This window comes from Streptococcus sp. 27098_8_75 (assembly GCF_041432475.1).
Lineage (GTDB): Bacteria > Bacillota > Bacilli > Lactobacillales > Streptococcaceae > Streptococcus > Streptococcus gordonii.
This window is the reverse complement of record NZ_JAPVZR010000001.1, coordinates 70,618-84,518: the sequence shown is the minus strand read 5'-3', so window position 1 is coordinate 84,518 and position 13,901 is coordinate 70,618. Positions and strand designations below refer to the sequence as shown.

17 protein-coding genes and 1 pseudogene are annotated in these 13,901 nt (G+C 40.0%); 15 read left to right on the top strand and 3 right to left on the bottom strand.

Annotated features, from left to right (window positions below; translation table 11 throughout):
• Positions 1 to 34: 34 nt before the first annotated feature.
• The gene (gene ilvA / locus O3640_RS00400; RefSeq protein ID WP_012000033.1) at positions 35 to 1,285 is read left to right on the top strand and encodes a threonine ammonia-lyase IlvA; all 1,251 of its coding nucleotides are present in this window, start codon (positions 35 to 37) and stop codon (positions 1,283 to 1,285) included.
• A 149-nt stretch (positions 1,286 to 1,434) separates the two neighbouring features.
• Here the strand turns inward: ilvA and O3640_RS00395 are convergent, their stop codons facing one another.
• A complete protein-coding gene (locus O3640_RS00395; RefSeq protein ID WP_008808534.1) occupies positions 1,435 to 2,247 on the bottom strand; it encodes a Cof-type HAD-IIB family hydrolase in 813 nt (270 codons plus the stop codon).
• A 160-nt stretch (positions 2,248 to 2,407) separates the two neighbouring features.
• Between O3640_RS00395 and O3640_RS00390 the strand changes: the two genes are divergently transcribed.
• From O3640_RS00390 to O3640_RS00370, 5 genes are all read left to right on the top strand, one after another.
• A complete protein-coding gene (locus tag O3640_RS00390) occupies positions 2,408 to 3,007 on the top strand; it encodes a DUF1361 domain-containing protein (RefSeq protein ID WP_268723002.1) in 600 nt (199 codons plus the stop codon).
• A 108-nt stretch (positions 3,008 to 3,115) separates the two neighbouring features.
• Positions 3,116 to 4,540 carry an NCS2 family permease gene (locus O3640_RS00385; protein ID WP_045634230.1) on the top strand — a complete coding sequence of 475 codons (1,425 nt, stop codon included), beginning with the start codon at positions 3,116 to 3,118 and terminating at the stop codon, positions 4,538 to 4,540.
• A gap of 82 nt (positions 4,541 to 4,622) precedes the next feature.
• Positions 4,623 to 5,069 carry a tRNA (adenosine(37)-N6)-threonylcarbamoyltransferase complex ATPase subunit type 1 TsaE gene (gene tsaE / locus O3640_RS00380; RefSeq protein WP_045505864.1) on the top strand — a complete coding sequence of 149 codons (447 nt, stop codon included), beginning with the start codon at positions 4,623 to 4,625 and terminating at the stop codon, positions 5,067 to 5,069.
• Positions 5,069 to 5,593 carry a GNAT family N-acetyltransferase gene (locus tag O3640_RS00375; RefSeq protein ID WP_061594829.1) on the top strand — a complete coding sequence of 175 codons (525 nt, stop codon included), beginning with the start codon at positions 5,069 to 5,071 and terminating at the stop codon, positions 5,591 to 5,593. The genes tsaE and O3640_RS00375 overlap by 1 nt, the downstream gene beginning before the upstream one ends.
• Before the next feature lie 6 nt (positions 5,594 to 5,599).
• The gene (locus O3640_RS00370) at positions 5,600 to 6,811 is read left to right on the top strand and encodes an LCP family protein (RefSeq protein ID WP_045634227.1); all 1,212 of its coding nucleotides are present in this window, start codon (positions 5,600 to 5,602) and stop codon (positions 6,809 to 6,811) included.
• A gap of 49 nt (positions 6,812 to 6,860) precedes the next feature.
• Here O3640_RS00370 and O3640_RS00365 read toward each other — a convergent pair whose 3' ends face one another.
• Positions 6,861 to 7,163 (bottom strand): hypothetical protein, encoded by a 303-nt coding sequence (locus O3640_RS00365; protein WP_008808540.1) that lies wholly within the window; start codon positions 7,161 to 7,163, stop codon positions 6,861 to 6,863.
• A 10-nt stretch (positions 7,164 to 7,173) separates the two neighbouring features.
• Positions 7,174 to 7,590, bottom strand: coding sequence for an HIT family protein (locus tag O3640_RS00360; RefSeq protein ID WP_045634226.1), 417 nt, complete (start codon positions 7,588 to 7,590; stop codon positions 7,174 to 7,176).
• A 138-nt stretch (positions 7,591 to 7,728) separates the two neighbouring features.
• On the opposite strand from O3640_RS00360, the gene O3640_RS00355 reads away from it, so the two are divergent.
• The 9 genes and pseudogenes from O3640_RS00355 to O3640_RS00315 all read left to right on the top strand — a co-directional run.
• Positions 7,729 to 8,460, top strand: a complete 732-nt coding sequence (locus O3640_RS00355) for an ABC transporter ATP-binding protein (RefSeq protein ID WP_125376966.1) — start codon at positions 7,729 to 7,731, stop codon at positions 8,458 to 8,460.
• Entirely contained in the window at positions 8,457 to 9,512 is a 1,056-nt protein-coding gene (locus tag O3640_RS00350) for an ABC transporter permease (RefSeq protein WP_371586421.1), read from the top strand. The genes O3640_RS00355 and O3640_RS00350 overlap by 4 nt, the downstream gene beginning before the upstream one ends.
• A 40-nt stretch (positions 9,513 to 9,552) precedes the next feature.
• Positions 9,553 to 10,347, top strand: coding sequence for a cell cycle regulator CcrZ (ccrZ, locus tag O3640_RS00345; protein WP_008808544.1), 795 nt, complete (start codon positions 9,553 to 9,555; stop codon positions 10,345 to 10,347).
• Positions 10,344 to 10,979 (top strand): tRNA (guanosine(46)-N7)-methyltransferase TrmB, encoded by a 636-nt coding sequence (gene trmB, locus O3640_RS00340; protein WP_045772936.1) that lies wholly within the window; start codon positions 10,344 to 10,346, stop codon positions 10,977 to 10,979. Before ccrZ ends, trmB begins: the two co-directional genes overlap by 4 nt.
• 111 nt (positions 10,980 to 11,090) lie before the next feature.
• The gene (gene rimP / locus O3640_RS00335) at positions 11,091 to 11,579 is read left to right on the top strand and encodes a ribosome maturation factor RimP (RefSeq protein ID WP_125376968.1); all 489 of its coding nucleotides are present in this window, start codon (positions 11,091 to 11,093) and stop codon (positions 11,577 to 11,579) included.
• 44 nt (positions 11,580 to 11,623) lie between these two features.
• Positions 11,624 to 12,865: a transcription termination factor NusA gene (nusA, locus tag O3640_RS00330; RefSeq protein WP_046165135.1), complete on the top strand. Its 1,242-nt coding sequence runs from the start codon at positions 11,624 to 11,626 to the stop codon at positions 12,863 to 12,865.
• 10 nt (positions 12,866 to 12,875) lie between these two features.
• A complete protein-coding gene (rnpM, locus tag O3640_RS00325; protein WP_008808548.1) occupies positions 12,876 to 13,172 on the top strand; it encodes an RNase P modulator RnpM in 297 nt (98 codons plus the stop codon).
• A complete protein-coding gene (locus O3640_RS00320; protein ID WP_012000046.1) occupies positions 13,165 to 13,464 on the top strand; it encodes a YlxQ-related RNA-binding protein in 300 nt (99 codons plus the stop codon). The genes rnpM and O3640_RS00320 overlap by 8 nt, the downstream gene beginning before the upstream one ends.
• A 17-nt stretch (positions 13,465 to 13,481) precedes the next feature.
• Positions 13,482 to 13,737 (top strand): annotated as a pseudogene (locus O3640_RS00315) (translation initiation factor IF-2 N-terminal domain-containing protein); the annotation flags it as partial.
• Positions 13,738 to 13,901: the final 164 nt, after the last annotated feature.

The window sequence follows — 13,901 nt, the reverse complement described above, 5'->3', positions numbered from 1 at the left end:
GCTTACAAGGATAATACATAAAGAAGGGAATTGTATGCTTGCAGCTAGAGATATTTTTAAAGCCCATCAAGTATTAAAAAATGTAGTTGAACGGACTCCACTGGACTTTGACCGTTATTTATCTGAAAAATATGGGGCGACAGTTTATCTGAAGCGCGAAAATATGCAAAAGGTACGCTCTTTTAAGATTCGCGGTGCTTATTACGCCATTCACCAGCTATCTGAAGAGGATAAAAAAAGAGGAGTGGTCTGTGCTTCGGCGGGAAATCACGCGCAGGGAGTAGCTTTTACTTGCCATGAGATGAAAATCCCAGCGACTATATTTATGCCTGTTACGACACCTCAGCAAAAGATTGGACAAGTGCGATTTTTTGGTGGCGATTATGTAACCATTAAGTTGGTAGGAGATACGTTTGATGCCTCTGCTAAGGCCGCACAAGAATTCACCAAATCAGAAAAACTAACCTTCATTGATCCTTTTGATGATCTAAATGTTCAGGCCGGTCAAGGAACGGTGGCTTACGAAATCCATGAACAAGCCCAAGAAGAAGGTGTTGATTTTGATCAGATCTTCGTTCCAGTTGGTGGAGGAGGTCTGATTTCAGGAGTTTCAACTTATATTAAGTATGTTGCACCTGGAATGGAAGTGATTGGAGTTGAGGCTTCGGGTGCTCAGAGTATGCAAGCCGCCTTTGATCACGGAGAGCCAGTTAAGTTAGAGGAGATTGACAAATTCGCGGACGGAATTGCTGTCCAAAAGGTTGGGCAATCAACTTATGAAGTGGCTCGTAAATATGTTGATAAACTGGTTGGTGTGGATGAAGGTCTGATTTCAGAGACCTTGATTGATATGTATTCAAAACAGGGGATCATTGCTGAGCCAGCAGGTGCAGCTTCCATTGCAGCTTTAGAAGTAATGAAAGAAGAAATCAAAGGCAAAAACGTTGTCTGCATTATTTCAGGGGGTAACAATGATATCAACCGGATGCAAGAAATGGAAGAACGCGCCCTTATTTACGATGGAATTAAGCACTATTTTGTGGTTAATTTCCCACAACGTCCGGGTGCTCTTCGAGAATTTGTGAATAACATTTTAGGTGTCAACGATGATATCACGCGTTTTGAATATATCAAACGTGCCAACAAGGGAACAGGTCCAGTTTTAATCGGTATTGCTCTGGGTGATAAGAATGATTATCAAGCTTTGCTTTCACGCTTATCAGAGTTTGATCCTGGATACATTAATCTTCATGGTAATGAGAGTTTGTATAACCTCTTAGTCTGATTGAGTCTTTGATTACGGTTAGGAAAGGAAGGTTTGGTTTTGTTGCATACAAGGCCAGATCTTTTTTGTTCTTCTAAGTTTTTTGAACATTGAAAAACACCACAAAATCTCTGTCTTGTGGTGTTGATTTTTATTTATAGGTTAGGGGCTTAAAGGAATAATCTCATTAGTTCATGGGCCACACCGTCCTGATCGTTTGTTAGTCCCAGTTGTTGATCAGCAAAAGGCAGAAGACTAGTATTAGCATTTTTCATAGCATAACCAGTACCAGCGAACTCTAGCATTTCAGTGTCATTGTGTTCGTCACCAAAAGCAATCAAATCTTTACGATCTGCATTCATGATGTTTAAAAGATACTTCAAGGCAAAGGCCTTGTGGACTCCTTTGGGAGTACATTCAAGAATGTTGAGTGGTCCGCCCCAGGTATTGATGGTCAGCTCGTGTTGATAAAATGAACTCATTTGATCAGCTAGAGCATATTTATCTTCTGCTCGTGTCTGCAAGAGAATGACACTAGGATTCTTAGTGACGAGCTGAGGGTTAAACTGATTCTCGGGAACAAAAGCATTTACGCCAAATAATTGAGGATTGGCAATTTCTTCGTTAGTGTTGGTAATATAAAATTTATTGCGGTACTCACCGGCAATAAAGTCTGCTTCAATTTCTTCTTCTCGAGCAACCATATCAATCAGATATGATTTATCGACTGTCAAAGATTTTTCAAATTTCCATTTCTTACCTGGTAGATGTGTCAGAGAACCATTAAAGTTAATCATAGGAGTATCTAGCCCTAATTCTTCATAGTATTGATGAGCCATGCGGTATGGGCGGCCGGTTGTAATGATGACCTTATGTCCTTTTTGAGCTACTTTTTTTATGGTTTCTTTAGTAAAATCTGACAATTGGCTTTGCGAATTAAGCAAAGTACCATCAAGGTCTACAGCAATAATTTTATGCGCCATGTTATTTCCTCTTCAAGTATGATAGTTCCTATTATAGCAGATTTTAAGTTTAATGGTAGTGATTTGTGTTATAATGTACTTCCAAAGGTCGAGGCAGATGCTTGTAATGAACAATTGCATCTGGTCGGACTTTTTATTTCTAAGTGAGGAGTTTTCTTGTATGCGTAAAATTTTCATGATTCATTTATTTTTTCTGTTGATTTCCTTGTTAGTATACATGGAAGGAATAACTAAGTCAGGTCCTGACCTAGTCTGGAATATGATGCTGGCTTTGATTGCTTATGATTTTGCTATTTTGACTCGTTATTTTAAACAGGCCTGGTTATTTCCTGTATTTTTCATCCTTTGGCTGGTCTTTTATCCCAATACTTTTTATATGATAACTGATATTGTTCATATGCATTGGGTTGGAGATACCTTGTGGAATAAGACCAGTTTGCACTTGTTTATGGCTTTTGTTCCAAGCATCTTATTTGGTGTATACTGTGGAATTGAAAGTTGGATCATTATTAGAGAGCGTTTGAGATTAACTTGGTGGCTGGATTTAATCGTAACGGGTGGCCTCTCTTTTATCTCTAGTCTAGCAATTTATATTGGTCGTTATGACCGCTTAAATACGTGGGATTTAATTAATAATCCCAGTCAAGTAGTTGAGAAATTACTAGCGACTTTTCAAAGGGAACGTTTGTTTTTTATATTGGGATTTACATTTATTCAATTCATGAGTTTGCTTTTTATGGCAAGAGATGATAAAAAATAATAAAAATATAAACATTTGTCTTGAAAAGGTGAATGTTTTTTTGTTATAATGGATTAGTTGTTCGTTTAAAACGAACTAAAATCTTTGTCTATAGATGGGAGATATGAATTGGACAAACTTTTTAAATTAAAGGAGAATGGTACGACCGTTCGTACAGAAATTCTCGCTGGATTAACAACCTTTTTTGCGATGAGTTATATTCTCTTTGTCAATCCAGCAATGCTATCTCAAACTGGTATGCCAGCACAAGGAGTATTTTTAGCAACGATTATTGGTGCTGTGGCTGGTACCTTGATGATGGCCTTTTATGCTAATCTGCCCTACGCACAAGCACCTGGGATGGGTCTGAATGCCTTTTTCACCTTTACAGTTGTCTTTAGTTTAGGCTATACTTGGCAGGAAGCTCTGGGAATGGTCTTCATCTGTGGAATCATTTCTTTGATTATTACCTTGACCAAGATTCGGAAGACCATTATTGAGTCTATTCCAGGATCCTTAAGAGCTGCAATTTCAGCAGGTATTGGTGTTTTCTTAGCTTATGTAGGGATTAAAAATGCAGGCTTATTGAAATTTTCTATTGATCCAGGGACTTATACAGTTGCTGGCGAAAGTGTAGAGAAAGCTCAATCAGCTATCACCGCTAACTCATCTGCTACACCAGGCCTAGTTGCTTTTAATGACCCTGCTGTTTTAGTTGCCTTGGTAGGTTTAGCGATTACTGTCTTTTTTGTGGTAAAAGGAATTAAGGGTGGAGTTATCCTATCCATCTTTGCTACAACTGTGGTTGCCATTTCTGTTGGTTTGGTAAACCTATCCTTAATTGACTTGAGTCAAAATAATCTTGGTACTGCCTTTAAAGAGTTGGGAGAAATTTTTGGTGTAGCAATTGGTCCAAAAGGTTTAGGTGCTCTCTTTACTGATACGGCTCGTTTACCTCAGACATTTATGGCTATTTTGGCCTTCTCCTTGACAGATATTTTTGATACAATCGGAACCCTAATCGGTACAGGTGAAAAGGTTGGAATTGTGGCAAGTTCTGGAGAAAACCATGAATCTGAGAGGCTGGATAAGGCTTTGTATTCAGACTTGATTGGTACTTCTATTGGGGCTATTGCAGGAACCTCAAACGTTACTACTTATGTAGAGTCAGCAGCAGGTATTGGAGCGGGAGGACGAACTGGTCTGACAGCTCTAGTCGTAGCAATCTGTTTTGCTATATCTAGCTTCTTTAGCCCTCTCTTAGCAATCGTTCCAACTGTTGCGACAGCTCCGATTTTAATTGTTGTTGGAATTATGATGCTGGGTAGTCTGAAAAACATCGAATGGGATGATTTGACTGAAGCAATCCCTGCTTTCTTCACTTCAATATTCATGGGATTCAGCTACAGCATTACTCATGGTATCGCAGCTGGTTTTATCATGTACGCTCTGGTCAAAACAGTAAAGGGACAGGCCAAAGAAGTTCATACTATGATTTGGATTTTAGATGCTCTCTTCATTTTAAACTTCGTCAGTCTGGCTTTAGCAAAATAATCAGAGAAGTTGGATTTATCCAGCTTCTTTTTTATGTTGTGATTTTATGCATGAAAAAATTTTTTCTGGTATAATAAGACTTATGTTTAGTCATAATGAAAATGAGCTGATTGCTATTGGTCAGAAAATAGGCCACTTACTTCAAGCTCGAGATGTGCTGATTTTATCGGGCGATCTGGGGGCTGGTAAAACAACCCTGACCAAGGGGATTGCTCAAGGCTTGGACATTAGGCAAATGATCAAGAGTCCTACCTATACCATTGTTCGAGAGTACGAAGGGCGGTTTCCACTCTATCATCTGGATGTTTACCGGATTGGAGAAGATCCAGATTCAATTGACCTAGATGACTTCCTCTATGGTGATGGGGTTACTGTTATCGAGTGGGGAGAGCTTTTGGAAGATAGTTTGCCACAAGATTACCTGAAGATTCAGCTTGTCAAAGAAGAAGACGGAAGGCGGATTTTATTCGAGGCTGTTGGACAAGCTTCAAAGGATCTCTTGCAAAAGATAGAAAGCGAAATCCGTTAATGCCAAGAGAATATGATTTGCTACTGAGGGAAGCTGAAGCTAGTGATGCGGAACTTCTGATTGACTTCCTCAGCCAGATTGGTCAAGAGTCTGATTATACGACTTTGGATGAGGAGGGAGTCATGATGAGTGTGCAGCAAATGGCTGAATTTTTAGACTTACAGGCTTCCTTGGAAAATCGAATTTCAATTCTGGCTTTCCTAGATGAAAACTTGGCCGGACTAATCAATATTACTGCTGATCGTCATGCGCGTGTTTGCCATATTGGCGATCTGTTCATTGCTGTAAGAAAATCATACTGGAACCAAGGTTTGGGTAGGATTCTCATGGAGGAAGCCATTGATTGGGCTAGCCAGTCTGGTGTGATCCGCAAATTAGCTCTAAGTGTGCAAGTAAGAAATGAACGAGCAGTGCATCTCTATCAAAGTTTAGGCTTTGAGATTGAAGGCTTACAAAAACGTGGAGCCTATCTAAACGAAGGGAAATTTCTAGATGTTTACCTCATGGGAAAACTGATAGATTAAAAATATATGTTTAAAAAGACCTTATTAATGTTTTTAAGTTTATTGCTGGTGACAGTCATGGGAGTGGGGGCCTATGCCTGGACTATTTATGATCAGTCTACTGGAGAACTCTCGAAGACCTATAAGAGTCTGGGAGGAGAAACAGATGTTATCTCTGCTACGAAACCTATGACGATTCTCCTGATGGGAGTGGATACAGGTAGTGGCTCGCGTGAAGATACATGGGCTGGAAATAGTGATAGTATGATTTTACTGTCCGTCAATCCAACAACTAAGAAGACAGTTATGATGAGTTTGGAAAGAGATATTCTTACCAAATTTAAGGATAAAGATGGTGAAACAGTTGAGGCAAAATTAAACTCAGCCTACGCTTCAGGCGGTGCTAAGTTGGCTATTTCCACTATCCAGGAGATGATGAATATTCATATCGATCGCTATGTTTTGATTAATATGAAGGGCCTTGTTCAATTGGTGGATGCTGTCGGGGGCATTACAGTTAATAATACCTTTGATTTTCCGATTTCTATCGAAGAAAATGAACCAGAATACACAGCTAAGATTGAGCCGGGTGTTCAAAAGATTAATGGGGACCAAGCCTTGGTATACGCTCGGATGCGCTATCAAGATCCAGAAGGAGACTATGGTCGTCAAAAACGCCAACGTGAAGTTATCAAAAAAGTTGTTGAGAAGGTTCTCAGTCTAAATAGTGTGAGTCACTATCAAGCTATTTTGAAGGCTGTTAGTTCAAATATGCAAACCAATATTGAATTAACATCTGGAAGTATACCTCAGCTTCTGGGCTACAAGGATGCATTCAGACGAATTGATAGCCAGCAATTACGAGGCGAAGATGCGACTCTAGCTGATGGTGGAAGTTACCAAATCGTGACACGAGACCACTTGTTAGAAATGCAAAATATCTTGCGTAAGTCACTTGGATTAAGTACTTTGTCAAAATTAGAGACCAATGCAGTCTTGTATGATGAAATAGATGGAAGTGGTGGGCCTTCAACAAGTTCTTCTGCTGGCTATTCTTCGTCCTTATCGGATGCGACGGACACAGAAACGACTTATTCAAATAATACTTACTCTTATTCAACTCCGGCTAGTACCAGTCAGGGGAATACAATTACATCACCTAGTTCAGTGGATCAGACGGCAACAGCAACGCCTACGACCCAGGAACAATCTACTGCGACTGGAACAGAAGCGCAATAATAACAAAGAGTCAAGCTTTCAGCATTTGAAAACTTGACTCTTTTTAAATCTAATTATTTTTTTGTTTGATAGGAGAAGATTCCCAAATATCTTGAATTTCAGCAAATCTTGCTTGCGCTTCTTGGTTAAAAACATTGATCTTATATTGGAGGTCTTTGCTTATATCTTCCAGTGTGCTTTTTTGCTCTCTTAGGTAACTTAAGTTAGCTTGGATTTCAGATAGGCTGTCTTGTGCTTTGTGTAATAGTTGGCCAGTATCACTGATTTCGTCTGTAATGCTTTCGCGATTTTTTACCAGTAAGTAACTAGTGACGGCTGCTCCGGTAAAGAGAAAGAGGTTAGATAATTTCATTATAAGCCTCCTAATCTATAGCTTGAGAAATTTCTGCTGCCAAGCGACTTAGTTCAGAAAAGTCAGGTTCATGAGCAACAAAGGTTAGTTTTAAATCGTCATTTTCATCATAGCGTGGCGCTAAATGAACATGGGTATGAAAAACAGTTTGGCCAGCAATTTCTTCGTTATTATTAATGATATTCATGCCTGTCGCACCAGTTGCCTTCATAACTTTACGGGCGATTTGAGGCACACGTTCGAAGAGTTGACTAGAACTGCTTCCGTCCATCTCCAGAAGGTTACGAAAGTGTTGCTTTGGGACAACAAGTGTGTGACCAGGCGTTACTTGTGAAATATCAAGAAAGGCTAGGACGGCTTCGTCTTCATAGACTTTAGCCGCAGGGATGTCTCCTGCAATAATTTTACAAAAAATACAATCTGTCATAAAATGCACCTCTTTGGCTAGATTTTGATATAATAGAGGAGACTGCAATACTGAGCTTATCGTCTTAAAAAGGAGACGTCTTGTTGGCTCAAAAGCAGTACCCACAATACAGTTATTATACCAGAAATTGGAGAAAAAATGTTAGAAATAAAAGGGCTTACAGGTGGCTATGTCAATATTCCTGTTTTGAAAGATATCAGTTTTGAAGTTGGAGACGGTCAGCTTGTCGGACTGATTGGTCTAAACGGGGCTGGAAAGTCAACAACCATCAATGAAATAATCGGCCTATTGACGCCTTATCAAGGGGAGATTTTGATAGATGGTTTGAGTCTGAAGTCAGACAGGACAGCCTATCGCAAAAAGATTGGTTTTATCCCTGAAACACCGAGTCTCTACGAAGAATTAACCTTGAAGGAACATATCGAGACGGTTGCTATGGCCTATGACATTGACTCGCAAACAGCTATGGATCGAGTGGATAAATTGCTTCAGATCTTCCGTCTTAAAGACAAGTTAGATTGGTTCCCGGTCAATTTCTCAAAGGGAATGAAGCAGAAGGTTATGATCATCTGTGCCTTTGTGATTGACCCTAGTTTGTTTATTGTGGACGAGCCTTTTTTAGGATTGGATCCTCTGGCCATTTCTGATTTGATTGAGCTCCTAGCAGAAGAAAAGGCTAAAGGAAAGTCTATCCTGATGAGTACTCATGTGCTTGATTCGGCAGAGAAAATGTGTGATTCTTTTGTTATCTTGCACAAGGGTCAGGTACGGGCTAAAGGAAATTTAGCACAGTTGCGAGAAGAATTTTCATTGCCAGAAGCAAGTCTCAATGAAATCTACCTAGCTTTGACAGAAGAGGCGACCCTATGAGAGAAGTATTTGCTAAGCGCAAACTGGATTTTCGGAATCAGTGTGTCAAATATCTGCGCTATGTTCTGAATGACCACTTTGTTCTATTTTTAATGGTTTTCTTGGGCTTTACAGCGGTTCAATACAGCCAGTTGCTTCGCAATTTTCCTAAAAATCATTTGCCTATCTGGCTAGCCATAGTCTTCCTTTCACTGGGCTTGGTTTTTATGGGCAGGATTGCTACCTATCTTGAAAAGCCAGATAGCCTCTTTCTTTTGGCTAAGGAAGAAGAAGTCCGTATCTATGTCGGCAAACAAAGGCGAAATTCTTTTATTCTTTGGGGAATTTTGCAAACCTTGTTTTTGCTTCTCTTGGCACCTCTTTTTCTAGCTTTAGGTGTGCCTATCTGGGGCTTTACTCTATATTGTTTGTTCCTGTTTGCTTTGAAAGCTCTGGTATTTCAATGGAAAAGTCGGAAATTCTATTTGCAGGAAGGGCTTGATTGGAAGTCTCTAATTGCCTACGAAGAGAGACGCAAACAGCGAATTTTGCAATTTTTTGCTCTCTTTACGAATGTTAAGGGAATATCAAGTAGCGTAAAAAGACGAGCTTATTTAGATTTCTTGACCAACCGCCTGTCCAAGAACCAAGAGAAAGTTTGGGACAATCTCTTCTTGCGTTCTTATTTGAGAAATGGGGACTTTTTTGCTCTTAGTCTACGTTTGTTGATTTTATCATTGCTGATTATTATTTTTCTACCTCAAAGCATGATTGCAACAATCTTTGTCGGTCTTTTTCAATATCTCTTGCTCTTTCAGCTTCTAGCCCTGTATGATGCCTATGATTATCAATATTTAATCAAACTCTTCCCTCTAGAGGAAAGTGCAAAGGTAAAAGGAGCTAAACGAGTTATCACTAGCATTGGAGCAGTCGTATTAATCGTAGAATTATTGACAGCTCTGCTATTTTTTAAAGAAAAAATAATGGTCCTTTTTATCCTTCTTGTATACCTGATACTTTACGCAGTTTATCTGCCTTATAAGCTTAAAGGATTGGTTGACGAAAGGGCTTAAAACTAGTAAAATAGATTGGAAACTTTGATGGAGGGTAAGAATGGACTTGAACGATAATGAACTGACCCTAACGCCTATAAATGGTAAGAGCGGGAAGGCTTATATGGGCAGTTATCCTGATGGAGAGCGTGTATTTGTGAAGATGAATACGACTCCAATTTTGGCAGGGCTTGCTAAGGAACAAATTGCTCCGCAACTTCTATGGAGCCGTCGTCTTCCTGATGGCAATGTGATGACTGCACAAGAATGGCTGTCTGGTGAAATTTTAGGACCAGATGGTTTGGAAAGAAAGCAAATTTTTGATATTTTAATCCGACTGCACCGGTCACGGCCACTGATGACTCAGTTGACAAAACTAGGTTACGCTTTAGAACATCCTAATGATCTCTTAGATAACTGGGTAGAAAAAGTGCCTATGGCCTTGAAGAGCAACCAGTATTTACAGTCCATCATTGCAGACTTACGTAAAAACTTGCCTGCCTTCCGAGAAGATTATGCAACTATTGTGCATGGAGATGTACGCCATAGTAACTGGGTAGAAACAAGGAGTGGATTGATATACCTCGTTGATTGGGACTCTGTCCGCTTAACAGATAGAATGTTCGACGTGGCGCATTTGCTCAGTCACTATATTCCAGAAGCACGTTGGGAAGAATGGCTGATTTATTATGGCTATAAATACAATGAAAAGGTTTTAGAGAAGCTCTACTGGTACAGTCAGTATAGCTACCTTTGCCAAGTCGCTAAGTATTATGAGAATAACGATTTAGAAAATGTGAACCGTGAAATTTATGCTTTGCGCAATTTCCGGGCCAAATACAGAAAGGAATCATGAGAGTAAGAAACCGCAAGGGGGCAACTGAGCTTCTAGAAGCCAATCCCCAATATGTCGTCTTAAACCCAGCTGATGCCAAAGGGAAATGGCAGGAGCTTTTTGGTAATAATCATCCGATTCATATTGAAGTTGGAAGTGGTAAAGGGGCCTTTATTACTGGTATGGCCAAGGCCAATCCAAATATCAATTATATCGGAATTGATATTCAAAAATCAGTTCTCAGCTATGCTCTTGATAAGGTCTTGGCAACCGATGTTCCTAATATCAAATTGCTCTGGGTGGACGGTTCTGATTTGACCAACTATTTTGCTGACGGGGAGATTGATCGACTGTATTTGAATTTCTCTGATCCCTGGCCCAAAAAACGCCATGAGAAACGTCGCTTAACTTATAAGTCTTTTCTGGACACCTTTAAGCAGATTTTACCTGAAAAAGGAGAAGTCCATTTTAAGACGGACAACCGTGGTTTGTTTGAGTACAGTCTAGTCAGCTTTTCTCAGTATGGTATGAAGCTGAAGGGAGTCTGGCTTGACTTGCATGCGAGCGACTTTGAAGGAAATGTTCTGACAGAATATGAACAAAAGTTTTCTAGCAAAGGGCAGGTTATTTACCGAGTAGAAGCAGTATTTTAATAAAAAATGCTGAAAAAGCCTCTATCTCTTGCTTTTTAAAGAGAGGAGTGCTATAATACAGTTTAGTGAATATTAGAAAGTGAGGCGGAGATCATTCTTCGCCTCTTATCTATGAGGAGGTGCAGTCTTATCGCAACAATTGTAGAGTTAGTAACGGCAGTGATTGAGCCGGCTATTACAGCGCCATTTGAATTGGTAGATGTAGAGTATGGCAAGATTGGGAGCGACTATGTCCTAAGTATTTTTGTGGACAAGCCAGAAGGAATCACCGTCAATGATACAGCTGATTTGACAGATATTATCAGTCCCTTACTGGATACGATTAAGCCGGATCCCTTTCCTGAGCAGTACTTCCTTGAAGTGACTAGCCCCGGCTTAGAAAGGCCGCTTAAGACCAAAGAGCAGGTTGAAGCAGCAGTTGGTCAATATATTCATGTTGGTTTGTATAAATCCTTGGACAAACAAAAGGTATTTGAAGGGACCTTGCTCCAGTTTAAAGAGGATGTTCTGACCATAGAATATATGGACAAAACCCGTAAGAAAGAAATTGACATTCCCTATAGTCTTGTTTCCAAGGCAAGACTCGCTGTTAAGTTTTAGAATAAAAGAAAGGATTGCTTTTGCCTAGCAAAAGCGAAGAAAACATGAGTAAAGAAATGCTAGATGCTTTCCGCATCTTAGAAGAAGATAAAGGTATCAAAAAAGAAGACATTATTGACGCAGTTAAAGAATCTCTTCGTTCTGCTTATCGTCGTCGTTATGGTCAAGCAGATAGTGCTTTGATTGATTTCGATGAGAAAAAAGGAGACTTCCATGTTTATACAGTTCGTGAAGTTGTGGACGAAGTTTTTGACAGTCGTTTAGAAATCAGTTTGAAAGATGCGCTTGCTATTAGTTCTGCTTATGAACTAGGAGATAAGATTAAATTTGAAGAAGCTCCTGCTGAGTTTGGTCGTGTGGCCGCTCAGTCTGCTAAACAGACTATTATGGAAAAGATGCGCAAGCAAACTCGTACCATTACTTATAACACTTATAAGGAACATGAAAATGAAATCATGTCAGGTACAGTAGAACGCTTTGACAACCGTTTTATCTATGTAAACCTAGGTAGTATTGAAGCCCAACTTTCTAAACAAGATCAGATTCCTGGAGAAGTTTTTGCTTCACATGATCGGATCGAAGTATTTGTTTACAAGGTTGAAGACAACCCACGTGGAGTGAATGTCTTTGTAAGCCGTAGCCATCCTGAAATGATTAAACGTCTGATGGAACAAGAAATCCCAGAAGTTTACGACGGAACTGTAGAAATCATGAGTGTGGCTCGTGAAGCAGGAGACCGTACAAAGGTTGCTGTGCGTAGTCATAATCCAAATGTAGATGCGATTGGTACAATCGTTGGTCGTGGTGGAGCTAATATCAAGAAAATCACTAGCAAATTCCACCCAGCAAAATACGATGCCAAGAGCGATCGCATGGTTCCTGTTGAAGAAAATATTGATGTTATCGAATGGGTAGCAGATCCAGCTGAATTCATCTACAATGCTATTGCACCAGCTGAAGTGGACCAAGTTATCTTTAACGCAGAAGATAATAAACGTGCTCTAGTGGTCGTTCCAGATAATAAGTTGTCATTGGCCATTGGTCGTCGGGGACAAAACGTTCGCTTGGCAGCTCACTTGACAGGCTATCGTATTGATATCAAATCAGCCAGTGAGTTTGAAGCGATGGAAGCAGCTAATGAATTGGGTGGCTTTGGAGAAGTGGCAGAGGAAGTTGTCTACGAAGATGATGCAAATCTGACCTATACGGACCAGGCAATGGAAGAAATGGCTGCAGCAGCACTAGCAACAGACCTTGAAGAAAGCGAAGTTACAGAGCTAGACTAAGGGGGCAAGCATGGCAAAAACACGAAAAATCCCTTTAAGAAAATCAGTTGTTTCAAACCAAGTGATTGACAAACGTGATTTACTGCGAATTGTTAAAAACAAGGAAGGTCAAGTATTTATTGACCCAACCGGTAAGGCAAATGGCCGTGGCGCTTATATCAAACTGGATAACGAAGAAGCGCTTCAAGCTAAAAAGAAACAAGTCTTTAATCGCAGTTTTAATATGGAAGTGGACGAAGCTTTCTATGATGAATTGATTGCTTATGTTGATCACAAAGTGAAAAGAAGAGAGTTAGGTCTTGAATAAACAACAAGTCGCAAATCTACTAGGTCTGGCACAAAGAGCAGGACGGATTATTTCTGGTGAAGAATTAGTCGTTAAGGCCATTCAAGAAGGGAAGGCAAAACTGGTTTTCCTAGCCCATGATGCCGCTCCAAATTTGAGTAAAAAAATTAATGATAAAAGCCACTATTACCAAGTAGATGTATCAACCGTGTTTTCAACACTGGAATTGAGCTCTGCGATTGGTAAAGCAAGAAAAGTGCTTGCCATCACAGATGCTGGTTTTACAAAGAAAATGAGGTCTATTATGCAATAGAACAGGAGGACAAGGATTTGTCTAAAAAAAGATTATACGAAATCGCAAAAGAACTGGGAAAAGAAAGTAAGGAAATTGTTCAGCGGGCAAAAGAGCTAGGCTTGGATGTTAAAAGTCACTCATCTAGTGTTGAAGCTGCTGCTGCGGATAAGATTGTGGCCAGTTTTGCTTCTGTAAAAAAGGCAGTTACTGGTGCTTCTGATGCCAAAGCAAAACCAAGTACTGAGCCAATAAAAACAGAGGCGACGCCATCAAAGCCTGCAAAGGATAAGACTGAACAGGCAGCAAACAAGCCGTCACCCAGCCCAGCACCATCTCCTAAGCCTGTGGAAAAAGCTAGTGAAAAAGCCCCAGCAACTAAGCAAGAGCAAGCACAAGGAACTACTGCTCCTAAAGTTACACGTCCACAAAGCCGTAACTTTAAAGCGGAAAGGGAA

Excerpts from the sequence above, each read along its gene's own strand:
- ilvA (WP_012000033.1), top strand. The coding sequence starts at position 35 with ATGCTTGCAGCTAGAGATATTTTTAAAGCCCATCAAGTATTAAAAAAT.
- O3640_RS00395 (WP_008808534.1), bottom strand. The coding sequence starts at position 2,247 with ATGGCGCATAAAATTATTGCTGTAGACCTTGATGGTACTTTGCTTAAT.
- O3640_RS00390 (WP_268723002.1), top strand. The coding sequence starts at position 2,408 with ATGCGTAAAATTTTCATGATTCATTTATTTTTTCTGTTGATTTCCTTG.
- tsaE (WP_045505864.1), top strand. The coding sequence starts at position 4,623 with ATGTTTAGTCATAATGAAAATGAGCTGATTGCTATTGGTCAGAAAATA.
- O3640_RS00375 (WP_061594829.1), top strand. The coding sequence starts at position 5,069 with ATGCCAAGAGAATATGATTTGCTACTGAGGGAAGCTGAAGCTAGTGAT.
- O3640_RS00370 (WP_045634227.1), top strand. The coding sequence starts at position 5,600 with ATGTTTAAAAAGACCTTATTAATGTTTTTAAGTTTATTGCTGGTGACA.
- O3640_RS00365 (WP_008808540.1), bottom strand. The coding sequence starts at position 7,163 with ATGAAATTATCTAACCTCTTTCTCTTTACCGGAGCAGCCGTCACTAGT.
- O3640_RS00360 (WP_045634226.1), bottom strand. The coding sequence starts at position 7,590 with ATGACAGATTGTATTTTTTGTAAAATTATTGCAGGAGACATCCCTGCG.
- O3640_RS00355 (WP_125376966.1), top strand. The coding sequence starts at position 7,729 with ATGTTAGAAATAAAAGGGCTTACAGGTGGCTATGTCAATATTCCTGTT.
- O3640_RS00350 (WP_371586421.1), top strand. The coding sequence starts at position 8,457 with ATGAGAGAAGTATTTGCTAAGCGCAAACTGGATTTTCGGAATCAGTGT.
- ccrZ (WP_008808544.1), top strand. The coding sequence starts at position 9,553 with ATGGACTTGAACGATAATGAACTGACCCTAACGCCTATAAATGGTAAG.
- trmB (WP_045772936.1), top strand. The coding sequence starts at position 10,344 with ATGAGAGTAAGAAACCGCAAGGGGGCAACTGAGCTTCTAGAAGCCAAT.
- rimP (WP_125376968.1), top strand. The coding sequence starts at position 11,091 with ATGAGGAGGTGCAGTCTTATCGCAACAATTGTAGAGTTAGTAACGGCA.
- nusA (WP_046165135.1), top strand. The coding sequence starts at position 11,624 with ATGAGTAAAGAAATGCTAGATGCTTTCCGCATCTTAGAAGAAGATAAA.
- rnpM (WP_008808548.1), top strand. The coding sequence starts at position 12,876 with ATGGCAAAAACACGAAAAATCCCTTTAAGAAAATCAGTTGTTTCAAAC.